The organism is Enterobacter sp. CPE_E863, from assembly GCF_046521465.1.
GTDB lineage: Bacteria > Pseudomonadota > Gammaproteobacteria > Enterobacterales > Enterobacteriaceae > Enterobacter > Enterobacter adelaidei.
Genome location: NZ_JBKFZX010000001.1, coordinates 4,169,717 through 4,184,296, shown reverse-complemented (window position 1 = coordinate 4,184,296; position 14,580 = coordinate 4,169,717). Strand labels below are relative to the sequence as shown.

Here is a 14,580-nt window from a genome sequence, read left to right as displayed (position 1 = left end):
CACCCCAACCCTCTCCCACGGGAGAGGGAGCAAACACCAAAACGGCAACCAGAGGTTGCCGTTTTGCTTTGTTGTCAGAACAGCTCGTGCGTTTCGCCGTTATCAATAATCTCTGTACCCACCTCATGCACCGCCTGTGTGGTTGGCTGCGTGCCCTCGATGAAATACTCTTCGCGACTATTCCCGCCGTTGGCGAGCTGGCCCGTACTGCGGTCGATATTGACTGTCACCACGCCTGGCGGTGGCGTCAGCGGCTGCTCTGGAACACCTTCCAGAACAGATTTCATATAGGCATCCCAGGCAGGTTGCGCACTTTTCGCACCGCCTTCATAGCCGGAAATCTGATCTTTAATCGCACCAGATGCCGTTGTACGGCCTAAGTCGCGACGATGATCGTCGAAACCGATCCAGACTGAGGTCACCACACCCGGCCCGTAGCCGGAGAACCACGCATCTTTCGAGCTGTTGGTTGTCCCTGTCTTACCGCCGATGTCATGACGCTGCAAATCACGTCCTGCACGCCAGCCGGTACCTTGCCAGCCTGGTTCACCGAAGATGTTAGTATTCAGCGCGCTTTTGATCAGGAACGACAGCGGCGTGTTGATCACATGCGGGGCATACTCCTGTGCACCTGTCTGCGCCACCAGCGCCTGGTTCGCCTGTTCCAGTTGTGGCTGCGGTACTACGCCGTTCTGCTGCTCCTGAGACACGGCAACGTCTTCCATGTCCTTGTTCTCAAGCACGTCAGATTTCGGCGTATTGCCGTAAATGACCGGAATATCGCAGTCAGGACAGGCAATTTTCGGCTTCGCTTCAAACAGTACGCCGCCCTGATCGTTCTCGATTTTACTGATGAAATACGGATCAATCAGGAAGCCACCGTTGGCCATTACCGAGTATCCGCGTGCAACCTGAAGCGGCGTAAAGGAGGCTGAGCCTAACGCCAGCGATTCGGTGCGAACGATGTTCTGCGCCGGGAAACCGAAGCGTTGCAGATACTCGGCAGCATAGTCGACGCCCATGGCGCGCATGGCACGCACCATTACCACGTTTTTCGATTGTCCCAGACCCTGACGAAGACGAATAGGGCCGGCATATTCCGCCGGAGAGTTCTTCGGCTGCCAGTCGGAACCGGCACCGGCATCCCAGCGAGAGATGGGAACGTCGTTAAGGATGCTGGCAAGGGTCAGGCCCTTATCCATCGCGGCAGTGTAGAGGAACGGCTTGATATTGGAACCGACCTGACGCAGTGCCTGGGTAGCACGGTTAAATTTGCTCTGGTTAAAATCGAACCCACCGACCAGGGCCATTACAGCTCCGTTCTGAGGATTAATGGAGACCAGAGCCGAGTTAACGTCCGGAACTTGCGCCAGCCACCAGGCCTCACCTACCTTGCGCACCCAGATTTGCTGTCCGGTTTGTACCGCATCGGTCACTTTACGCGGCGTTGCACCTTGCAGGGTATCTGAACGGTACGGACGCGCCCAACGGATGCCATCCATACGCAGGGAGACTGAGGTGCCGTCCGCGAGCGTCGCAACGGCTTCCTGAGGATCGGCTTGAGTGACCACGGCAGGAAGGAGCGGACCATAGGTTGGCAGCGCTTTCAGCGTACCGGTGATTTTTTTGCTGTCCCACGCGCTTTCGCCCACTTTCCAGAGCACGTTTGACGGGCCGCGATAGCCGTGACGCATATCGTAATCCATCACGTTATTACGCACCGCTTCCTGTGCTGCCTGCTGAACCTTGCGGGTAACAGTAGTGTAAACGCGATAACCATCTTCGTAGGCCTTATCACCATAACGATTCACCATTTCCTGGCGAACCATTTCGGTCAGATAGGGGGCAGAGAAGGCGATCTCAGGGGCGTGATAGTTGGCATCAATGACATCATTACGCGCCTGGTCGTACTCGCTCTGGCTGATATAGCCTTCACTCAACATACGGGACAGAACGACGTTACGACGCGCGGTGGCGCGATCGAGCGAGTAGAGCGGGTTAAACGTAGAAGGCGCTTTCGGCAGACCCGCGATGGTTGCCATTTCGCTTAAGGTGAGTTGCTCAACTGGTTTACCGAAGTACACCTGTGCGGCAGCCCCTACACCATAGGCGCGGTAGCCCAAATAGATTTTATTGAGGTACAGCTCAAGGATCTCGTCTTTGCTCAACAGCTGCTCGATACGGATCGCAAGGAAGACCTCTTTGATCTTACGGATCAGCGTCTTTTCCGGACTGAGGAAGAAGTTACGTGCCAGCTGTTGCGTAATGGTACTCGCCCCCTGAGAGGCATGACCGGAGAACAACGCAATGCTTGCGGCACGGAAAATTCCCACCGGATCGACACCATGGTGCTCGTAAAAACGGCTGTCCTCAGTGGCGATAAAGGCTTTCACCATAACAGGTGGAATTTGGTTTAAGGTCAGCGGAATACGGCGCTTCTCGCCATACTGCGCCATCAACTCGCCATCGGCGCTATAGACTTGCATCGGGATCTGGAGTCGTACATCGCGAAGCGTGGCGACATCAGGTAGCTGTGGCTCAATATATTTGTACAAACCGTAAATCGAGCCTGCTCCCAGCAGAATGCAACAGACTGCAAGGATGAATAAATACTTTACGAACTTCACCGGAGATTTCCCATTTGGTTTCACTTGGGCAGTTTCTAAACAATCGCGCGGTAGTATAAAGGCAAGCCTGATTCATTGATATAGCCGTCACGGTGACGGGCGATAAGGAGATCGTGAAGCATGGCTTTCAAAACATGGCAAACGGGCGTTCATATTCAACAGGATAGGGTGCTCATCGTCGCATTGGCCCGGGAGAGAACTGGCTGGTGCTTGCGTCGCTGGTGGGTAATCCCTCTGACCGAAGGCGTCATTCGGGAAGGTAAAATATGCCAGCCAGAACAGCTGGTTGACGCGTTGCGCGACTGGCGGAAGACGTTGCCGCACCACCACCGTGTGTTCCTCTCTTTCCCGGCAGCACGCACCCTGCAACGCTCACTTCCCCGCCCGGGCATTGCGCTGCGCGACAGCGAGCAACTTTCATGGCTGGGCGCGGCACTCTCGCGCGAACTGGAGATACCAGCAGAAACGCTCTGTTTCGATTACGTGCAGGACACGTTCAGCAACACATTTCATGTTACCGCCGCACAAAACAAAGAGGTTGAAACTCTCCTGGCGCTGGCGAAAACGCTACGTTTGCGGCTGGTTACGATTACCCCGGATGCCAGCGCACTGGCGAACCTTCTTCCCGCAGTTGCCCCGGCGTATTGCGTCGCCTGGCGAGATGAACATCAGTGGCTTTGGGCTATGCGTCATCAGTGGGGACGCCGCTTTACCACAGAAGCTGCAAACGTGACGGAACTGGCGGCGCTGCTGGCTCTGAGTCCGGGCGATATCGCGCTGTTTGATAGCCGACGTGACCCATGGGAAACCCTGGAGCGCTGCCATGCCCCGCTACCGGAATGCGGTGCTGATTACACCGTCGCGCTGGCGTTGGCCATGAGCGAGGTCCCTGAGTGAACATGACGAACTTTATACCGTGGCGACAGCAACGGCGGGCGCGTTGTCTGCGTTTCTGGGGCGCGATGTTCGTCGGCGCATGGCTGGTGATGCTGATGGTCATTTTCTGCCTGAGGATAAACCACCTGGTGAGGCTGCACGCTCTGCGAGCTGAACTGGCGGGAATGCAGTCCGTGCGTCACACGCTTATGTCTCGCCAGACGCTGACCACAGAGGTGCCGATGCCTGCACTGAAACGTCAACGACACGCATGGCAACCGGTGCTGGAATCACTTGCCAGCGTCATGCCGCCGCAGGTCTGGCTGACTGAACTGCGTTACCAGCCTCCTGCTCTGATGCTTATCGGGTATGCCACTACCCTGCCAGCTCTTTCTGCGCTGCGTGACGTACCTGGACAACTCGACGGGTTCACGACAGGACCCGCAGGGGAGATCCGCCAGGATAGCCAGGGACACTGGATGTTCACATTTAATCTGAAAAGTGAGAGGTAACGTGTGGACACCCTGTTGGAACGCTGGTGTGAAAACCGTCCATGGCATCGGGTGCTTTGCTGGTGTCTGAGTATTCTCTTTGCCGGGCTGGCCGCATGGAGCATGTTGCTCCACCCAGTAGACAGGCTGTGTGCTGAGCTCCAGCGGCAATTGATGCAGGATGCGCGGGCTAATGCATCGCTATGGCCCGCAGCCAGTAAGATACCTTTTAGCCCAGCCTCTCCGAAAGTGCAGGAGATGCAGCCCTTTTCACCGCTCGATTTTCAGGGGGACGGTATGAAATTGGTTCACTGGAAGCCGTCGCAAAGGGGAGGAGAACTGACGCTGGATGCTGAATGGCCGGCGATCCCGACCATTTTTTCCCTGCTGGCACAGCGGGATGTGCAGGTCGCGGCTTTCGCTATTGCGCCACAGGATGCGTTGTTACGCCTGCGGCTGGAGCTGGAGTCAGATCATGCGAAATAGTGTGCGTTGCTTGCTGGTTTGTTCGGTGCTGACATTGACCGGTATGCGCGATCCGTTTCGCCCGCCGGACGATCCTTGCAGTCGTGGTCAACTGTTGCAGTGGCACTACCGCGGTATGGTGGCGGGTCATGAAACGGTTGGCATCTTACAGGATGGGCAAAAGCGCTGGTATCGCCTGAAAACGCATCAGCGCTTCCCGGTGGGCTGGCAGGTAAAAGCCATCAATGAGTCAGCACTGGTTGTTGATGTGGGTGACACATGTGAACCTGGACAATGGACGTGGCAACGAGAAGGAACGATTAAAAATGAACTTAAGGATAATGCTGTTGCTGCTGGCGTTCTGCCAACCGCTGTGGGCCACCGTACCAAAACCCGTCACGCTGGTGGTGGATGATGTTCCTGTGGTTCAGGTGCTACAGGCACTGGTCGCGCAGGAGAACCGTAATCTGGTGGTATCACCGGATGTTAGCGGCTCGCTTTCACTTAACCTGACGCGCATCCCCTGGCGACAAGCGCTACAGACGGTGGTCACCAGCGCCGGACTTGTTATACGGGAGGAGGGTGGCATTTTTTATGTCCATACTGCGGCCTGGCAGCGCGAACAGCGGGAGCGTTCAGAGCAGGAGCGGACGCGTCGGCAGCTGGATGCCCCGCTGGTCTCACAAAGTCTCTCATTTTCTTACTCCGATGCCGGGGAGCTACAAAAAGCAGCCGAAAAACTCCTGAGCCCAAAGGGAAGTTTATCACTCGACAAGCGCACTAACCGCCTGTTGGTTCGGGATAATAAGACGGTGGTGGATACGCTGCAGCGCTGGGCCGCTCAGATGGATATTCCCGTCGAGCAGGTAGAGCTTGCGGCGCATATTGTGACCATCAATGAAAAAAGCCTGCGTGAGCTAGGGGTGAAGTGGAATCTCGCCGACGCCACCGACGCGGGCAAAGTTGGTCAGTTCACCACTCTTGGCAGCGATCTTTCCGTAGCCAGCGCCACCAGCCACGTGGGTTTTAATATCGGGCGAATTAATGGTCGGCTGCTGGATCTGGAGTTGTCAGCACTGGAGCAAAAACAGCAGGTTGATATCATCGCCAGCCCGCGACTGCTGGCCTCGCACATGCAACCGGCCAGCATCAAACAGGGGAGTGAGATCCCGTATCAGGTTTCAAGCGGTGAAAGCGGGGCGACCTCCGTTGAGTTTAAAGAGGCGGTATTAGGGATGGAGGTGACGCCCGTGGTATTGCCGGGGGGACGCGTGCGTCTGAAATTACACATCAGTGAAAATATGCCGGGGCAGGTGCTGCAGCAGGCTGACGGTGAAACGCTGGCGATCGACAAACAGGAGATCGAAACGCAGGTGGAGGTAAAAAGCGGAGAAACACTGGCGCTGGGTGGAATTTTTTCGCAGAAGAACAAAACCGGCAGCGATAGCGTGCCGGGATTGGGTCGCATCCCCTGGATTGGGCAGCTTTTTCGTCATGATGGAAAAGACAACGAACGGCGTGAGTTAGTGGTGTTTATTACACCACGTCTGGTCGGTATTCACTGACGGGTAACGATCCCCGCAATGATTTTGCATTCAGTTTGTTGCAGATGTTTGACGTGGGGCATGAATTAGCATACAAGGAGTACCGATTTGAGTTGGACTTACGTCTTATTACCTTATGCGCCCGGCGCGGTGATTTAATCAGTTGCCAAACAAGCCGGAGTATTGAGATAATTTTTAGTCTGACTCTCGCTCTATTGCATATGAGGTTTCAGTTCATGTCCTGCTACGCTGGGTGTCTGCGAAGCGGGGATTACCATTAACGAATAGTCTTAGTAGTACCGATAAAATGGCAGAGAAACGCAATATCTTTCTGGTTGGGCCTATGGGTGCCGGCAAAAGCACTATTGGGCGTCAGTTAGCTCAACAACTCAATATGGAATTTTACGATTCTGATCAAGAGATTGAGAAACGAACCGGAGCTGATGTGGGCTGGGTTTTCGACGTAGAAGGCGAAGAAGGTTTCCGTGACCGAGAAGAAAAAGTGATCAACGAACTCACGGAAAAACAGGGCATTGTGCTGGCAACAGGCGGCGGCTCTGTAAAATCTCGCGAAACCCGCAACCGTCTCTCCGCCCGTGGCGTAGTGGTCTATCTTGAAACGACCATCGAGAAACAGCTGGCACGTACGCAGCGTGATAAAAAGCGCCCGCTGCTGCAGGTTGAAACGCCACCACGCGAAGTTCTGGAAGCGTTGGCCGATGAACGCAATCCGCTGTACGAAGAGATTGCTGATGTGACCATTCGTACTGACGATCAGAGCGCTAAAGTGGTTGCAAACCAGATTATTCATATGCTGGAAAGCAACTGATTCTGGCTTTATATACACTCGCCTGCGGGTAAAAGCATTAAAGGTGGATGTCGCGTCATGGAGAGGATTACAGTTACTCTCGGGGAACGTAGTTACCCTATCACCATCGCGGCTGGTTTGTTTAACGACCCAGCTTCCTTTTTACCACTGAAAGCGGGTGATCAGGCGATGCTGGTCACCAACGAGACGCTGGCTCCGCTTTATCTTGACCGTGTACGCCACCTGCTAGAGCAGGCGGGCGTAAAAGTCGACAGTGTCATTCTGCCCGATGGCGAGCAGTATAAAAGTCTGACGGTACTGGATACCGTCTTTACCGCATTGCTGCAAAAACCGCATGGTCGCGATACAACATTGCTTGCCCTGGGCGGCGGTGTTGTGGGCGATCTCACCGGCTTTGCGGCTGCAAGCTATCAACGTGGTGTCCGTTTTATTCAGATTCCGACTACGTTGCTGTCTCAGGTCGACTCTTCTGTTGGCGGCAAAACTGCGGTCAACCATCCGCTTGGCAAAAACATGATTGGCGCATTCTACCAGCCCGCATCGGTGGTGGTGGATCTCGACTGTCTGAAAACGCTGCCGAAGCGCGAGCTGGCTTCGGGTCTTGCGGAAGTGATCAAATACGGCATTATTCTGGATGGCGAGTTCTTTGACTGGCTTGAAGAGAATATGGATGCGTTGCTGCGCCTGGATGAGGCCAAACTGGCATATTGCATCCGTCGTTGTTGTGAGCTGAAAGCGGAAGTTGTCGCAGCAGACGAGCGTGAAACGGGCTTACGTGCTTTACTGAATCTTGGGCATACGTTTGGTCACGCGATTGAAGCCGAAATGGGTTACGGTAACTGGCTTCACGGTGAAGCGGTTGCTGCCGGAATGGTGATGGCTGCTCGCACCTCTGAACGTCTGGGGCAGTTTAAACCGGATGAAACGGCGCGCATCATCGCGCTGCTTGAGCGTGCAGGCTTGCCGGTGACCGGGCCGCAAGAGATGTCGGCACAAGCGTATTTACCCCACATGATGCGCGATAAAAAAGTATTGGCAGGTGAGATGCGTCTTGTACTCCCGCTTGCAATAGGGAAGAGTGAAGTGCGCGGCGGAGTGCCGCACGATGTCGTTCTTGGCGCTATCGCTGATTGTCAGCAGGCGTAACAACTAGAAAGGTCAGGCCACTGTTGCAGGTGGTCGTTTAGCTTCAGGTGAAATGCAAAGTCGTTGGCATAAGCCTTTGAGTGGGGTGTTAAATGGATGAATTCAAACCAGAAGACGAGCTGAAACCCGATCCCAGCGATCGTCGTACTGGTCGTTCTCGTCAATCTTCAGAACGTGATAACGAGCCGCAGATCAACTTTGACGATGTTGATCTGGATGCAGACGATCGTCGCCCCTCGCGCAGCCGCAACGCGCACGATGAGCGAGCAGAAGAGGATTATGAGTCCGAAGAAGATTCAATGGACGAAGAGCCTGTAGAGCGTCGCCCGCGTAAACGTAAGAAAGCCGCTGCACCAAAACCGGCTTCCCGCCAGTATCTTATGATGGGGCTTGGCGTGTTGGTACTTGTGCTGCTGATTGTCGGCATTGGTTCTGCACTTAAAGCACCATCAACGAACTCAACCGAGCAAACCGCTTCCGCTGAGAAGAGCATCAACCTCTCCGGTAACGATGCGGCTAATCAGGCAAATGGCGCGCAGCCTGCACCGGGTACTACCCCTGCAGAGCAGACCGCAGGAAACACCACAGCACCAGCACCACAGGATGTTTCTCTGCCGCCCGTTTCCTCAAACCCAGCTCAGAGCCAGGCACCTGTTACGCCTGAAGGTCAGCAGCGTGTAGAAGTTCAGGGAGACCTGAATAATGCACTGACGCAGCCGCAAAACCAGCAGCAGATGGATAACGCCGTGGTTAACTCTACGCTGCCAACTGAACCTGCAACCGTTGCCCCGGTTCGCGGTGGTAACGCTCAGCAGCAAACTGCTGCGACCGAAACCAAGCCGCGCCAGACGCAGACTGCAACACGTCCTGAACGTAAGCAGGCGGTGATTGAACCTAAACGCGAAACTAAACCTCAGGCAGTGGTGAAAGCGCCTGAAGTGAAAGCTGTTCCGGCGCAGCCGAAACATACTGAAACGGCTGCGGTGAGCGAGCCAGCAAAAGCGCCAGTTACACAGACTGCACCGAAAGCCACGGCGAGCACGACAGCACCGACGACGACTGCTGCACCTGCGGCATCTGCAACAGCCTCCAGCGCTGCAGCAGGCAAAACAGCAGGTAACGTAGGTTCGCTTAAAGCTGCACCTTCCAGCAACTACACGCTGCAGCTGAGCAGTTCGTCTAACTATGACAACCTCAACAGTTGGGCGAAGAAATCCAATCTGAAAAACTACGTGGTTTATCAGACGACCCGTAACGGCCAGCCGTGGTATGTGTTGGTCAGCGGCGTTTATACGTCTAAAGATGAAGCGAAGCGTGCCGTAGCGACGTTGCCTGCTGATGTTCAGGCGAAAAACCCGTGGGCGAAGCCGATTCATCAGGTTCAGGCCGATCTGAAGTAATGTTTAAAGCGCAGGATGCTGTCGGAGCTTTCTCCACAGCCGGAGAAGGTGTAATCAGTTAGTCAGCATGAAAAAAAATCGCGCTTTTCTGAAATGGGCAGGGGGGAAATACCCCCTGCTCGATGATATTAAAAAGCACCTGCCGAAAGGTGAGTGTCTTATCGAGCCCTTCGTGGGCGCGGGATCGGTGTTCCTGAACACCGATTTTTCTCGTTATATCCTGGCGGATATCAACAGCGACCTTATCAGCCTCTATAACATCGTCAAACTGCGTACCGATGAGTATGTCGCAGAGGCGCGTAAACTGTTTACGCCTGAGAACAATAACCCGGACATTTACTACCAGTTCCGCGCGGAGTTCAATCAGAGTGAGGATTCGTTCCGCCGGGCGTTGTTGTTCCTCTATCTTAACCGACATGGCTACAACGGCCTGTGTCGGTATAATCTTCGTGGTGAATTTAACGTGCCTTTTGGACGCTATAAGCGGCCGTATTTCCCACAGGACGAGCTGTATCACTTTGCTGAAAAAGCACAGAATGCTGAGTTTCACTGCCTCTCCTATGAAGAGTGTATGGAACTGGCAGGCGTAAACTCGGTGGTTTACTGTGACCCCCCTTACGCGCCGCTGTCTGCGACGGCGAATTTCACTGCCTATCACACCAACAGCTTCAGCCCTGCCGAGCAGGCGCGCCTGGCTGAGATGGCGGAAAAGCTGGTCAGCAAAAGAATTCCGGTGTTAATTTCGAATCACGATACCCCTGATACGCGCGAATGGTACAAAGCCGCGAAGCATTTTCAGGTTAAGGTGCGGCGTAGCATCAGCAGCAACGGCGGCACACGTAAAAAGGTGGACGAACTCCTGGCTCTTTATCGCCCCTGAGCCGTTTTGCCCGCCGGTAAACACATTTCAAGGAGAAGCGGATGAAACAGTTTTTGATTGCTCCCTCAATTCTGTCGGCCGATTTTGCCCGCCTGGGTGAAGACACTGCCAACGCACTGGTGGCAGGCGCGGATGTCGTCCATTTCGACGTGATGGATAACCACTACGTTCCTAACCTGACCATCGGTCCGATGGTGCTTAAGGCGCTGCGTAACTATGGCATTACCGCCCCGATCGACGTACACCTGATGGTGAAACCGGTTGACCGCATCGTGCCGGATTTTGCCGCAGCGGGAGCCAGCATCATCACCTTCCACCCGGAAGCCTCTGAACATGTGGATCGCACGCTGCAGCTGATCAAAGAGAACGGCTGTAAGGCGGGTCTGGTGTTTAACCCGGCAACGCCGCTGAGCTATCTTGATTATGTGATGGATAAGCTGGACGTAATTTTGCTGATGTCCGTTAACCCAGGCTTTGGCGGCCAGTCGTTCATTCCTCACACGCTGGATAAGCTGCGTGAAGTGCGTCGTCGTATTGATGAATCAGGCTACGACATTCGTCTGGAAGTGGATGGCGGTGTGAAAGTGAATAACATTGGTGAAATTGCGGCAGCGGGCGCGGATATGTTCGTTGCAGGTTCGGCAATTTTCGACCAACCGGATTACAAAAAAGTCATTGATGAAATGCGCCGTGAACTGGCAAAGGTAAGTCATGGATAAATTGCAGACAATTCGGGGTGTGGCATTCGACCTCGACGGCACGCTGGTCGACAGCGCGCCGGGCTTAACAAGCGCCGTTGATCAGGCGCTGTATGCGCTTGAACTCCCCGTTGCGGGTGAAGAGCGTGTGGTAACGTGGATCGGCAACGGCGCTGACGTGCTGATGGAGCGTGCGTTGACGTGGGCTCGCCAGGAGCGTGCGTCGCAGCGTTCGGCGCAGGGTAAACCGAGCGTCGATCATGCCGACATCCCGAAGGACGAGCAACTGCGTATTCTGCGCAAACTGTTCGATCGTTTCTATGAAGAGACCGTCGAGGAAGGGAGTTTCCTGTTCCCGGACGTCCAGGAAACCCTGAGCACACTGCATGCGAAAGGCATCCCGCTGGGGCTGGTAACCAACAAGCCAACGCCGTTTGTTGCACCTCTGCTTGAAGCGCTGGATATCGCGAAGTATTTCACTGTCATTGTCGGCGGTGATGACGTGCAAAACAAAAAGCCGCATCCGGAACCGCTTCTGCTGGTGGCAGGAAAATTATCCTTAACGCCTGCGGAGCTGCTCTTTGTTGGTGATTCACGCAATGATATTCTGGCTGCCCGGGCGGCTGGGTGTCCTTCCGTCGGGTTAACCTACGGCTACAACTACGGTGAGGCCATCACGCTAAGTGAGCCGGACGTCGTGTTCGACCACTTCAAAGATTTGTTGCCCGCACTCGGGCTTTCACACAGTGAACATCAGGAATTGAATAATGACTAAGCCCATCGTTTTTAGTGGCGCACAGCCTTCAGGTGAATTGACCATTGGTAACTACATGGGTGCGTTACGTCAGTGGGTCAGCATGCAGGATGATTACCATTGCATTTATTGCATCGTCGATCTTCATGCGATTACCGCGCGTCAGGATCCTGAGAAACTGCGTAAAGCCACGCTGGACACCCTGGCGCTGTATCTGGCCTGCGGCATCGATCCTGAGAAGAGCACCATTTTCGTTCAGTCTCACGTGCCAGAGCACGCACAGCTGGGCTGGGCGCTGAACTGCTACACCTACTTCGGTGAGCTGAGCCGCATGACTCAGTTCAAGGATAAATCTGCACGCTATTCTGAAAACATCAACGCCGGTCTGTTTGACTATCCGGTACTGATGGCTGCAGACATCCTGCTGTATCAGACTAACCAGGTTCCTGTTGGTGAAGACCAGAAGCAGCACCTGGAGCTGAGCCGTGATATTGCCCAGCGCTTTAATGCGATTTATGGCGATGTGTTCAAGGTACCAGAGCCATTCATTCCGAAATCCGGTGCACGCGTGATGTCACTGCTGGAACCGACCAAAAAGATGTCCAAGTCTGACGATAACCGCAACAACGTTATCGGCCTGCTGGAAGATCCGAAATCGGTCGTGAAAAAGCTTAAGCGTGCGGTAACTGATTCCGACGAGCCGCCTGTCGTGCGCTACGACGTGCAGAACAAAGCGGGCGTGTCCAACCTGCTGGATATTCTCTCCGGGGTTACTGGTCAGAGCATTCCTGAGCTGGAACAGCATTTTGAAGGCAAGATGTACGGCCACCTGAAAGGTGAAGTGGCGGATGCCGTTTCTGGCATGCTGACTGAGCTGCAGGAGCGCTATAACCGCTATCGTAATGACGAAGCTTTCCTGCAGAAGGTGATGAAAGACGGCGCGGAAAAAGCCAGTGCGCGCGCATCTGAAACCCTGAAAGCGGTGTATGAAGCGATTGGGTTTGTGGGTAAGCCTTAAGTAAAAGCAAAACGGTAACCACGTTACCGTTTTTAGGGTTTGTTCCCTCTCCCCGTGGGAGAGGGCCAGGGTGAGGGCATCAGGCCGCACTTCCCTAAATAAAAAACCGGGAAATTCCCGGTTTTTTTACGCCTGAAAAACGCTTACTGCTGTGCCGCCGGGCCGCAACCACCGATGATCTTCGAAATGGAGATCGCCGGGTGCAGCAGATAATCGTAGCTGCAGTTATTTTTCGTGTTTTCTACACGACCGGTGCAAGCCGTCAGAGTCGATAACAGGCCGACCAGAACGGCGGCTTTTGCCAGTTTAAACATACGCATTCCTTGTCTGAAAACGAAAATGAGATGTAACTCAAGGGAATAAAGGGGAAAGTTCCACTTCGGGGCGGTATGTTATCGACAGCAGTAAGAGGGGAGTAGTCCGCTTAAAGACTACTCAGGGAAGGAATAATATGCGTTAGTGGTTGGAGAACCAGTTGAGTTTACCGCGCAGTTCCACCACGCGACCCACTACAATCAGCGCCGGGCTTTCAACCTGTTGCGCCAGTTCACCAAGCTGCGTCAGCACGCCATTTACCACGCGCTGCGTAATGGCGGTACCGTTTTCCACCAGTGCGACAGGCATATCTGCATCCATGCCGTGCTCAAGCAGTTTCGCCTGAATTGTAGCGGCCTGGTTCAGCCCCATATAGAACACCAGCGTCTGTTTTTCTGCGGCCAGGTTATGCCAGTCCAGCTCGCTGCCGGTTTTCAGGTGGCCCGTCACCAGACGCACGCTCTGAGCGTAGTCCCGGTGTGTCAGCGGAATGCCTGAGTAGGCTGAGCAACCGGATGCCGCCGTAATGCCGGGCACGACAGAGAACGGAATACCCGCGTCACACAGGGTTTCCAGCTCTTCGCCGCCACGGCCAAAGATAAACGGATCACCACCTTTCAGACGCACCACGCGTTTTCCCTTTTGCGCCTCGCGCAGCAGGATCTGGTTAATCTCTTCCTGCGGCACGCAATGGTAGCCCGCGCGTTTGCCTACGAAAACACGGTCGGCGTCGCGGCGAACCAGGTTCATGATGTCATCGGAGACCAGGCGATCGTAAACCACAGTATCGGCCTGCTGGAGCTGCTGGAGGCCTTTCAGCGTCAGCAAGCCTGCATCTCCCGGCCCTGCACCCACCAGCACCACTTCACCGCGGTGATCAAGCGGTTCGGCCAGCAACTGTTCGGTCGTCTCTTCAACGGCTTTCGTGTCCTGATTCGCCAGCGACTGCGCCAGCCTGTCGTTGACAAAGAATTTTTCCCAGAACCGACGTCGCTCAGCTACGGTTGCGAAGGTTTGCTTCACGCGTGAACGCAGCTGCCCGGCATAATGCGCAATCTGACCAAGATGCTGTGGCAGCACAGCCTCCAGTTTTTCCCGCAGCAGGCGAGCAAGTACCGGGGAGCGGCCACCGGACGACACCGCAATCATCAGCGGGGAACGGTCGATAATCGACGGCATGATGAAGCTGGCTTCTTTCGGCGCATCCACCACGTTGCAGAAGATACGGCGTACCTCACAGGCATCGCTCACGCGTTGGTTCACTTCATCGTCGTCCGTTGCGGCAATCGTCAGCCAGCAGGTATCCAGCAGGGATTCATTAAACTCACCCTGCTGCAGCGTGAGCATTCCTGCCTGGGCCCAGACCTCAAACTGTGGGGCAAAGTCGAGGGCGTTGACGGTCAAACGGGCACCCGCTTCTAACAGCAGGCGCGCTTTGCGTTCGGCCACATCGCCGCCGCCCACGAGCAGGCAGTCGCGGTTGCGTAATTGACAAAAAATCGGCAGGTGATCCACGACGTTACCTCGTAGCATTTAT

At 54.8% G+C, this 14,580-nt stretch carries 15 protein-coding genes; 12 read left to right on the top strand and 3 right to left on the bottom strand.

What is annotated here, in order from left to right; translation table 11 throughout:
- Positions 1–74: 74 nt before the first annotated feature.
- Positions 75–2,627, bottom strand: coding sequence for a peptidoglycan glycosyltransferase/peptidoglycan DD-transpeptidase MrcA (mrcA, locus tag ACLHV8_RS20660; RefSeq protein WP_164881346.1), 2,553 nt, complete (start codon positions 2,625–2,627; stop codon positions 75–77).
- 120 nt (positions 2,628–2,747) lie between these two features.
- Between mrcA and ACLHV8_RS20655 the strand changes: the two genes are divergently transcribed.
- The 12 genes from ACLHV8_RS20655 (at position 2,748) to trpS (ending at position 12,728) form a co-directional block, all read left to right on the top strand.
- The gene (locus ACLHV8_RS20655; protein WP_208594543.1) at positions 2,748–3,524 is read left to right on the top strand and encodes a DNA utilization protein HofM; all 777 of its coding nucleotides are present in this window, start codon (positions 2,748–2,750) and stop codon (positions 3,522–3,524) included.
- On the top strand, positions 3,521–4,015 hold the full coding sequence (locus ACLHV8_RS20650; RefSeq protein WP_128348355.1) for a PilN domain-containing protein: 495 nt from the start codon (positions 3,521–3,523) through the stop codon (positions 4,013–4,015). The genes ACLHV8_RS20655 and ACLHV8_RS20650 overlap by 4 nt, the downstream gene beginning before the upstream one ends.
- Positions 4,016–4,018: 3 nt before the next feature.
- Positions 4,019–4,480: a HofO gene (locus tag ACLHV8_RS20645; RefSeq protein ID WP_208594544.1), complete on the top strand. Its 462-nt coding sequence runs from the start codon at positions 4,019–4,021 to the stop codon at positions 4,478–4,480.
- The gene (locus ACLHV8_RS20640; RefSeq protein WP_049007364.1) at positions 4,470–4,874 is read left to right on the top strand and encodes a HofP DNA utilization family protein; all 405 of its coding nucleotides are present in this window, start codon (positions 4,470–4,472) and stop codon (positions 4,872–4,874) included. Before ACLHV8_RS20645 ends, ACLHV8_RS20640 begins: the two co-directional genes overlap by 11 nt.
- Positions 4,801–6,024 carry a DNA uptake porin HofQ gene (hofQ, locus tag ACLHV8_RS20635; protein ID WP_410377051.1) on the top strand — a complete coding sequence of 408 codons (1,224 nt, stop codon included), beginning with the start codon at positions 4,801–4,803 and terminating at the stop codon, positions 6,022–6,024. Before ACLHV8_RS20640 ends, hofQ begins: the two co-directional genes overlap by 74 nt.
- Positions 6,025–6,310: 286 nt before the next feature.
- Positions 6,311–6,832, top strand: a complete 522-nt coding sequence (aroK, locus tag ACLHV8_RS20630; protein WP_003861630.1) for a shikimate kinase AroK — start codon at positions 6,311–6,313, stop codon at positions 6,830–6,832.
- 57 nt (positions 6,833–6,889) lie between these two features.
- Entirely contained in the window at positions 6,890–7,978 is a 1,089-nt protein-coding gene (gene aroB / locus ACLHV8_RS20625; RefSeq protein WP_028018016.1) for a 3-dehydroquinate synthase, read from the top strand.
- 92 nt (positions 7,979–8,070) lie between these two features.
- Entirely contained in the window at positions 8,071–9,378 is a 1,308-nt protein-coding gene (gene damX, locus ACLHV8_RS20620) for a cell division protein DamX (protein ID WP_049007362.1), read from the top strand.
- Between the two features lie 67 nt (positions 9,379–9,445).
- Positions 9,446–10,258, top strand: a complete 813-nt coding sequence (dam, locus tag ACLHV8_RS20615) for an adenine-specific DNA-methyltransferase (protein ID WP_028018014.1) — start codon at positions 9,446–9,448, stop codon at positions 10,256–10,258.
- 41 nt (positions 10,259–10,299) lie between these two features.
- Positions 10,300–10,977, top strand: coding sequence for a ribulose-phosphate 3-epimerase (rpe, locus tag ACLHV8_RS20610; RefSeq protein WP_208594546.1), 678 nt, complete (start codon positions 10,300–10,302; stop codon positions 10,975–10,977).
- A complete protein-coding gene (gene gph, locus ACLHV8_RS20605; protein WP_049007360.1) occupies positions 10,970–11,731 on the top strand; it encodes a phosphoglycolate phosphatase in 762 nt (253 codons plus the stop codon). The genes rpe and gph overlap by 8 nt, the downstream gene beginning before the upstream one ends.
- Entirely contained in the window at positions 11,724–12,728 is a 1,005-nt protein-coding gene (trpS, locus tag ACLHV8_RS20600) for a tryptophan--tRNA ligase (RefSeq protein WP_028018012.1), read from the top strand. Before gph ends, trpS begins: the two co-directional genes overlap by 8 nt.
- A 143-nt stretch (positions 12,729–12,871) precedes the next feature.
- On the opposite strand, the gene ACLHV8_RS20595 is transcribed toward trpS, so the two are convergent.
- Complete coding sequence (locus ACLHV8_RS20595; RefSeq protein WP_028018011.1) at positions 12,872–13,042, bottom strand: YhfL family protein; 171 nt, start codon at positions 13,040–13,042, stop codon at positions 12,872–12,874.
- A 142-nt stretch (positions 13,043–13,184) separates the two neighbouring features.
- Positions 13,185–14,558: a siroheme synthase CysG gene (gene cysG / locus ACLHV8_RS20590; RefSeq protein ID WP_129324607.1), complete on the bottom strand. Its 1,374-nt coding sequence runs from the start codon at positions 14,556–14,558 to the stop codon at positions 13,185–13,187.
- Positions 14,559–14,580 lie beyond the last annotated feature (22 nt).

Excerpts from the sequence above, each read along its gene's own strand:
- gph (WP_049007360.1), top strand. The coding sequence starts at position 10,970 with ATGGATAAATTGCAGACAATTCGGGGTGTGGCATTCGACCTCGACGGC.
- ACLHV8_RS20640 (WP_049007364.1), top strand. The coding sequence starts at position 4,470 with ATGCGAAATAGTGTGCGTTGCTTGCTGGTTTGTTCGGTGCTGACATTG.
- rpe (WP_208594546.1), top strand. The coding sequence starts at position 10,300 with ATGAAACAGTTTTTGATTGCTCCCTCAATTCTGTCGGCCGATTTTGCC.
- aroK (WP_003861630.1), top strand. The coding sequence starts at position 6,311 with ATGGCAGAGAAACGCAATATCTTTCTGGTTGGGCCTATGGGTGCCGGC.
- dam (WP_028018014.1), top strand. The coding sequence starts at position 9,446 with ATGAAAAAAAATCGCGCTTTTCTGAAATGGGCAGGGGGGAAATACCCC.
- ACLHV8_RS20655 (WP_208594543.1), top strand. The coding sequence starts at position 2,748 with ATGGCTTTCAAAACATGGCAAACGGGCGTTCATATTCAACAGGATAGG.
- hofQ (WP_410377051.1), top strand. The coding sequence starts at position 4,801 with ATGCTGTTGCTGCTGGCGTTCTGCCAACCGCTGTGGGCCACCGTACCA.
- aroB (WP_028018016.1), top strand. The coding sequence starts at position 6,890 with ATGGAGAGGATTACAGTTACTCTCGGGGAACGTAGTTACCCTATCACC.
- ACLHV8_RS20595 (WP_028018011.1), bottom strand. The coding sequence starts at position 13,042 with ATGTTTAAACTGGCAAAAGCCGCCGTTCTGGTCGGCCTGTTATCGACT.
- trpS (WP_028018012.1), top strand. The coding sequence starts at position 11,724 with ATGACTAAGCCCATCGTTTTTAGTGGCGCACAGCCTTCAGGTGAATTG.
- damX (WP_049007362.1), top strand. The coding sequence starts at position 8,071 with ATGGATGAATTCAAACCAGAAGACGAGCTGAAACCCGATCCCAGCGAT.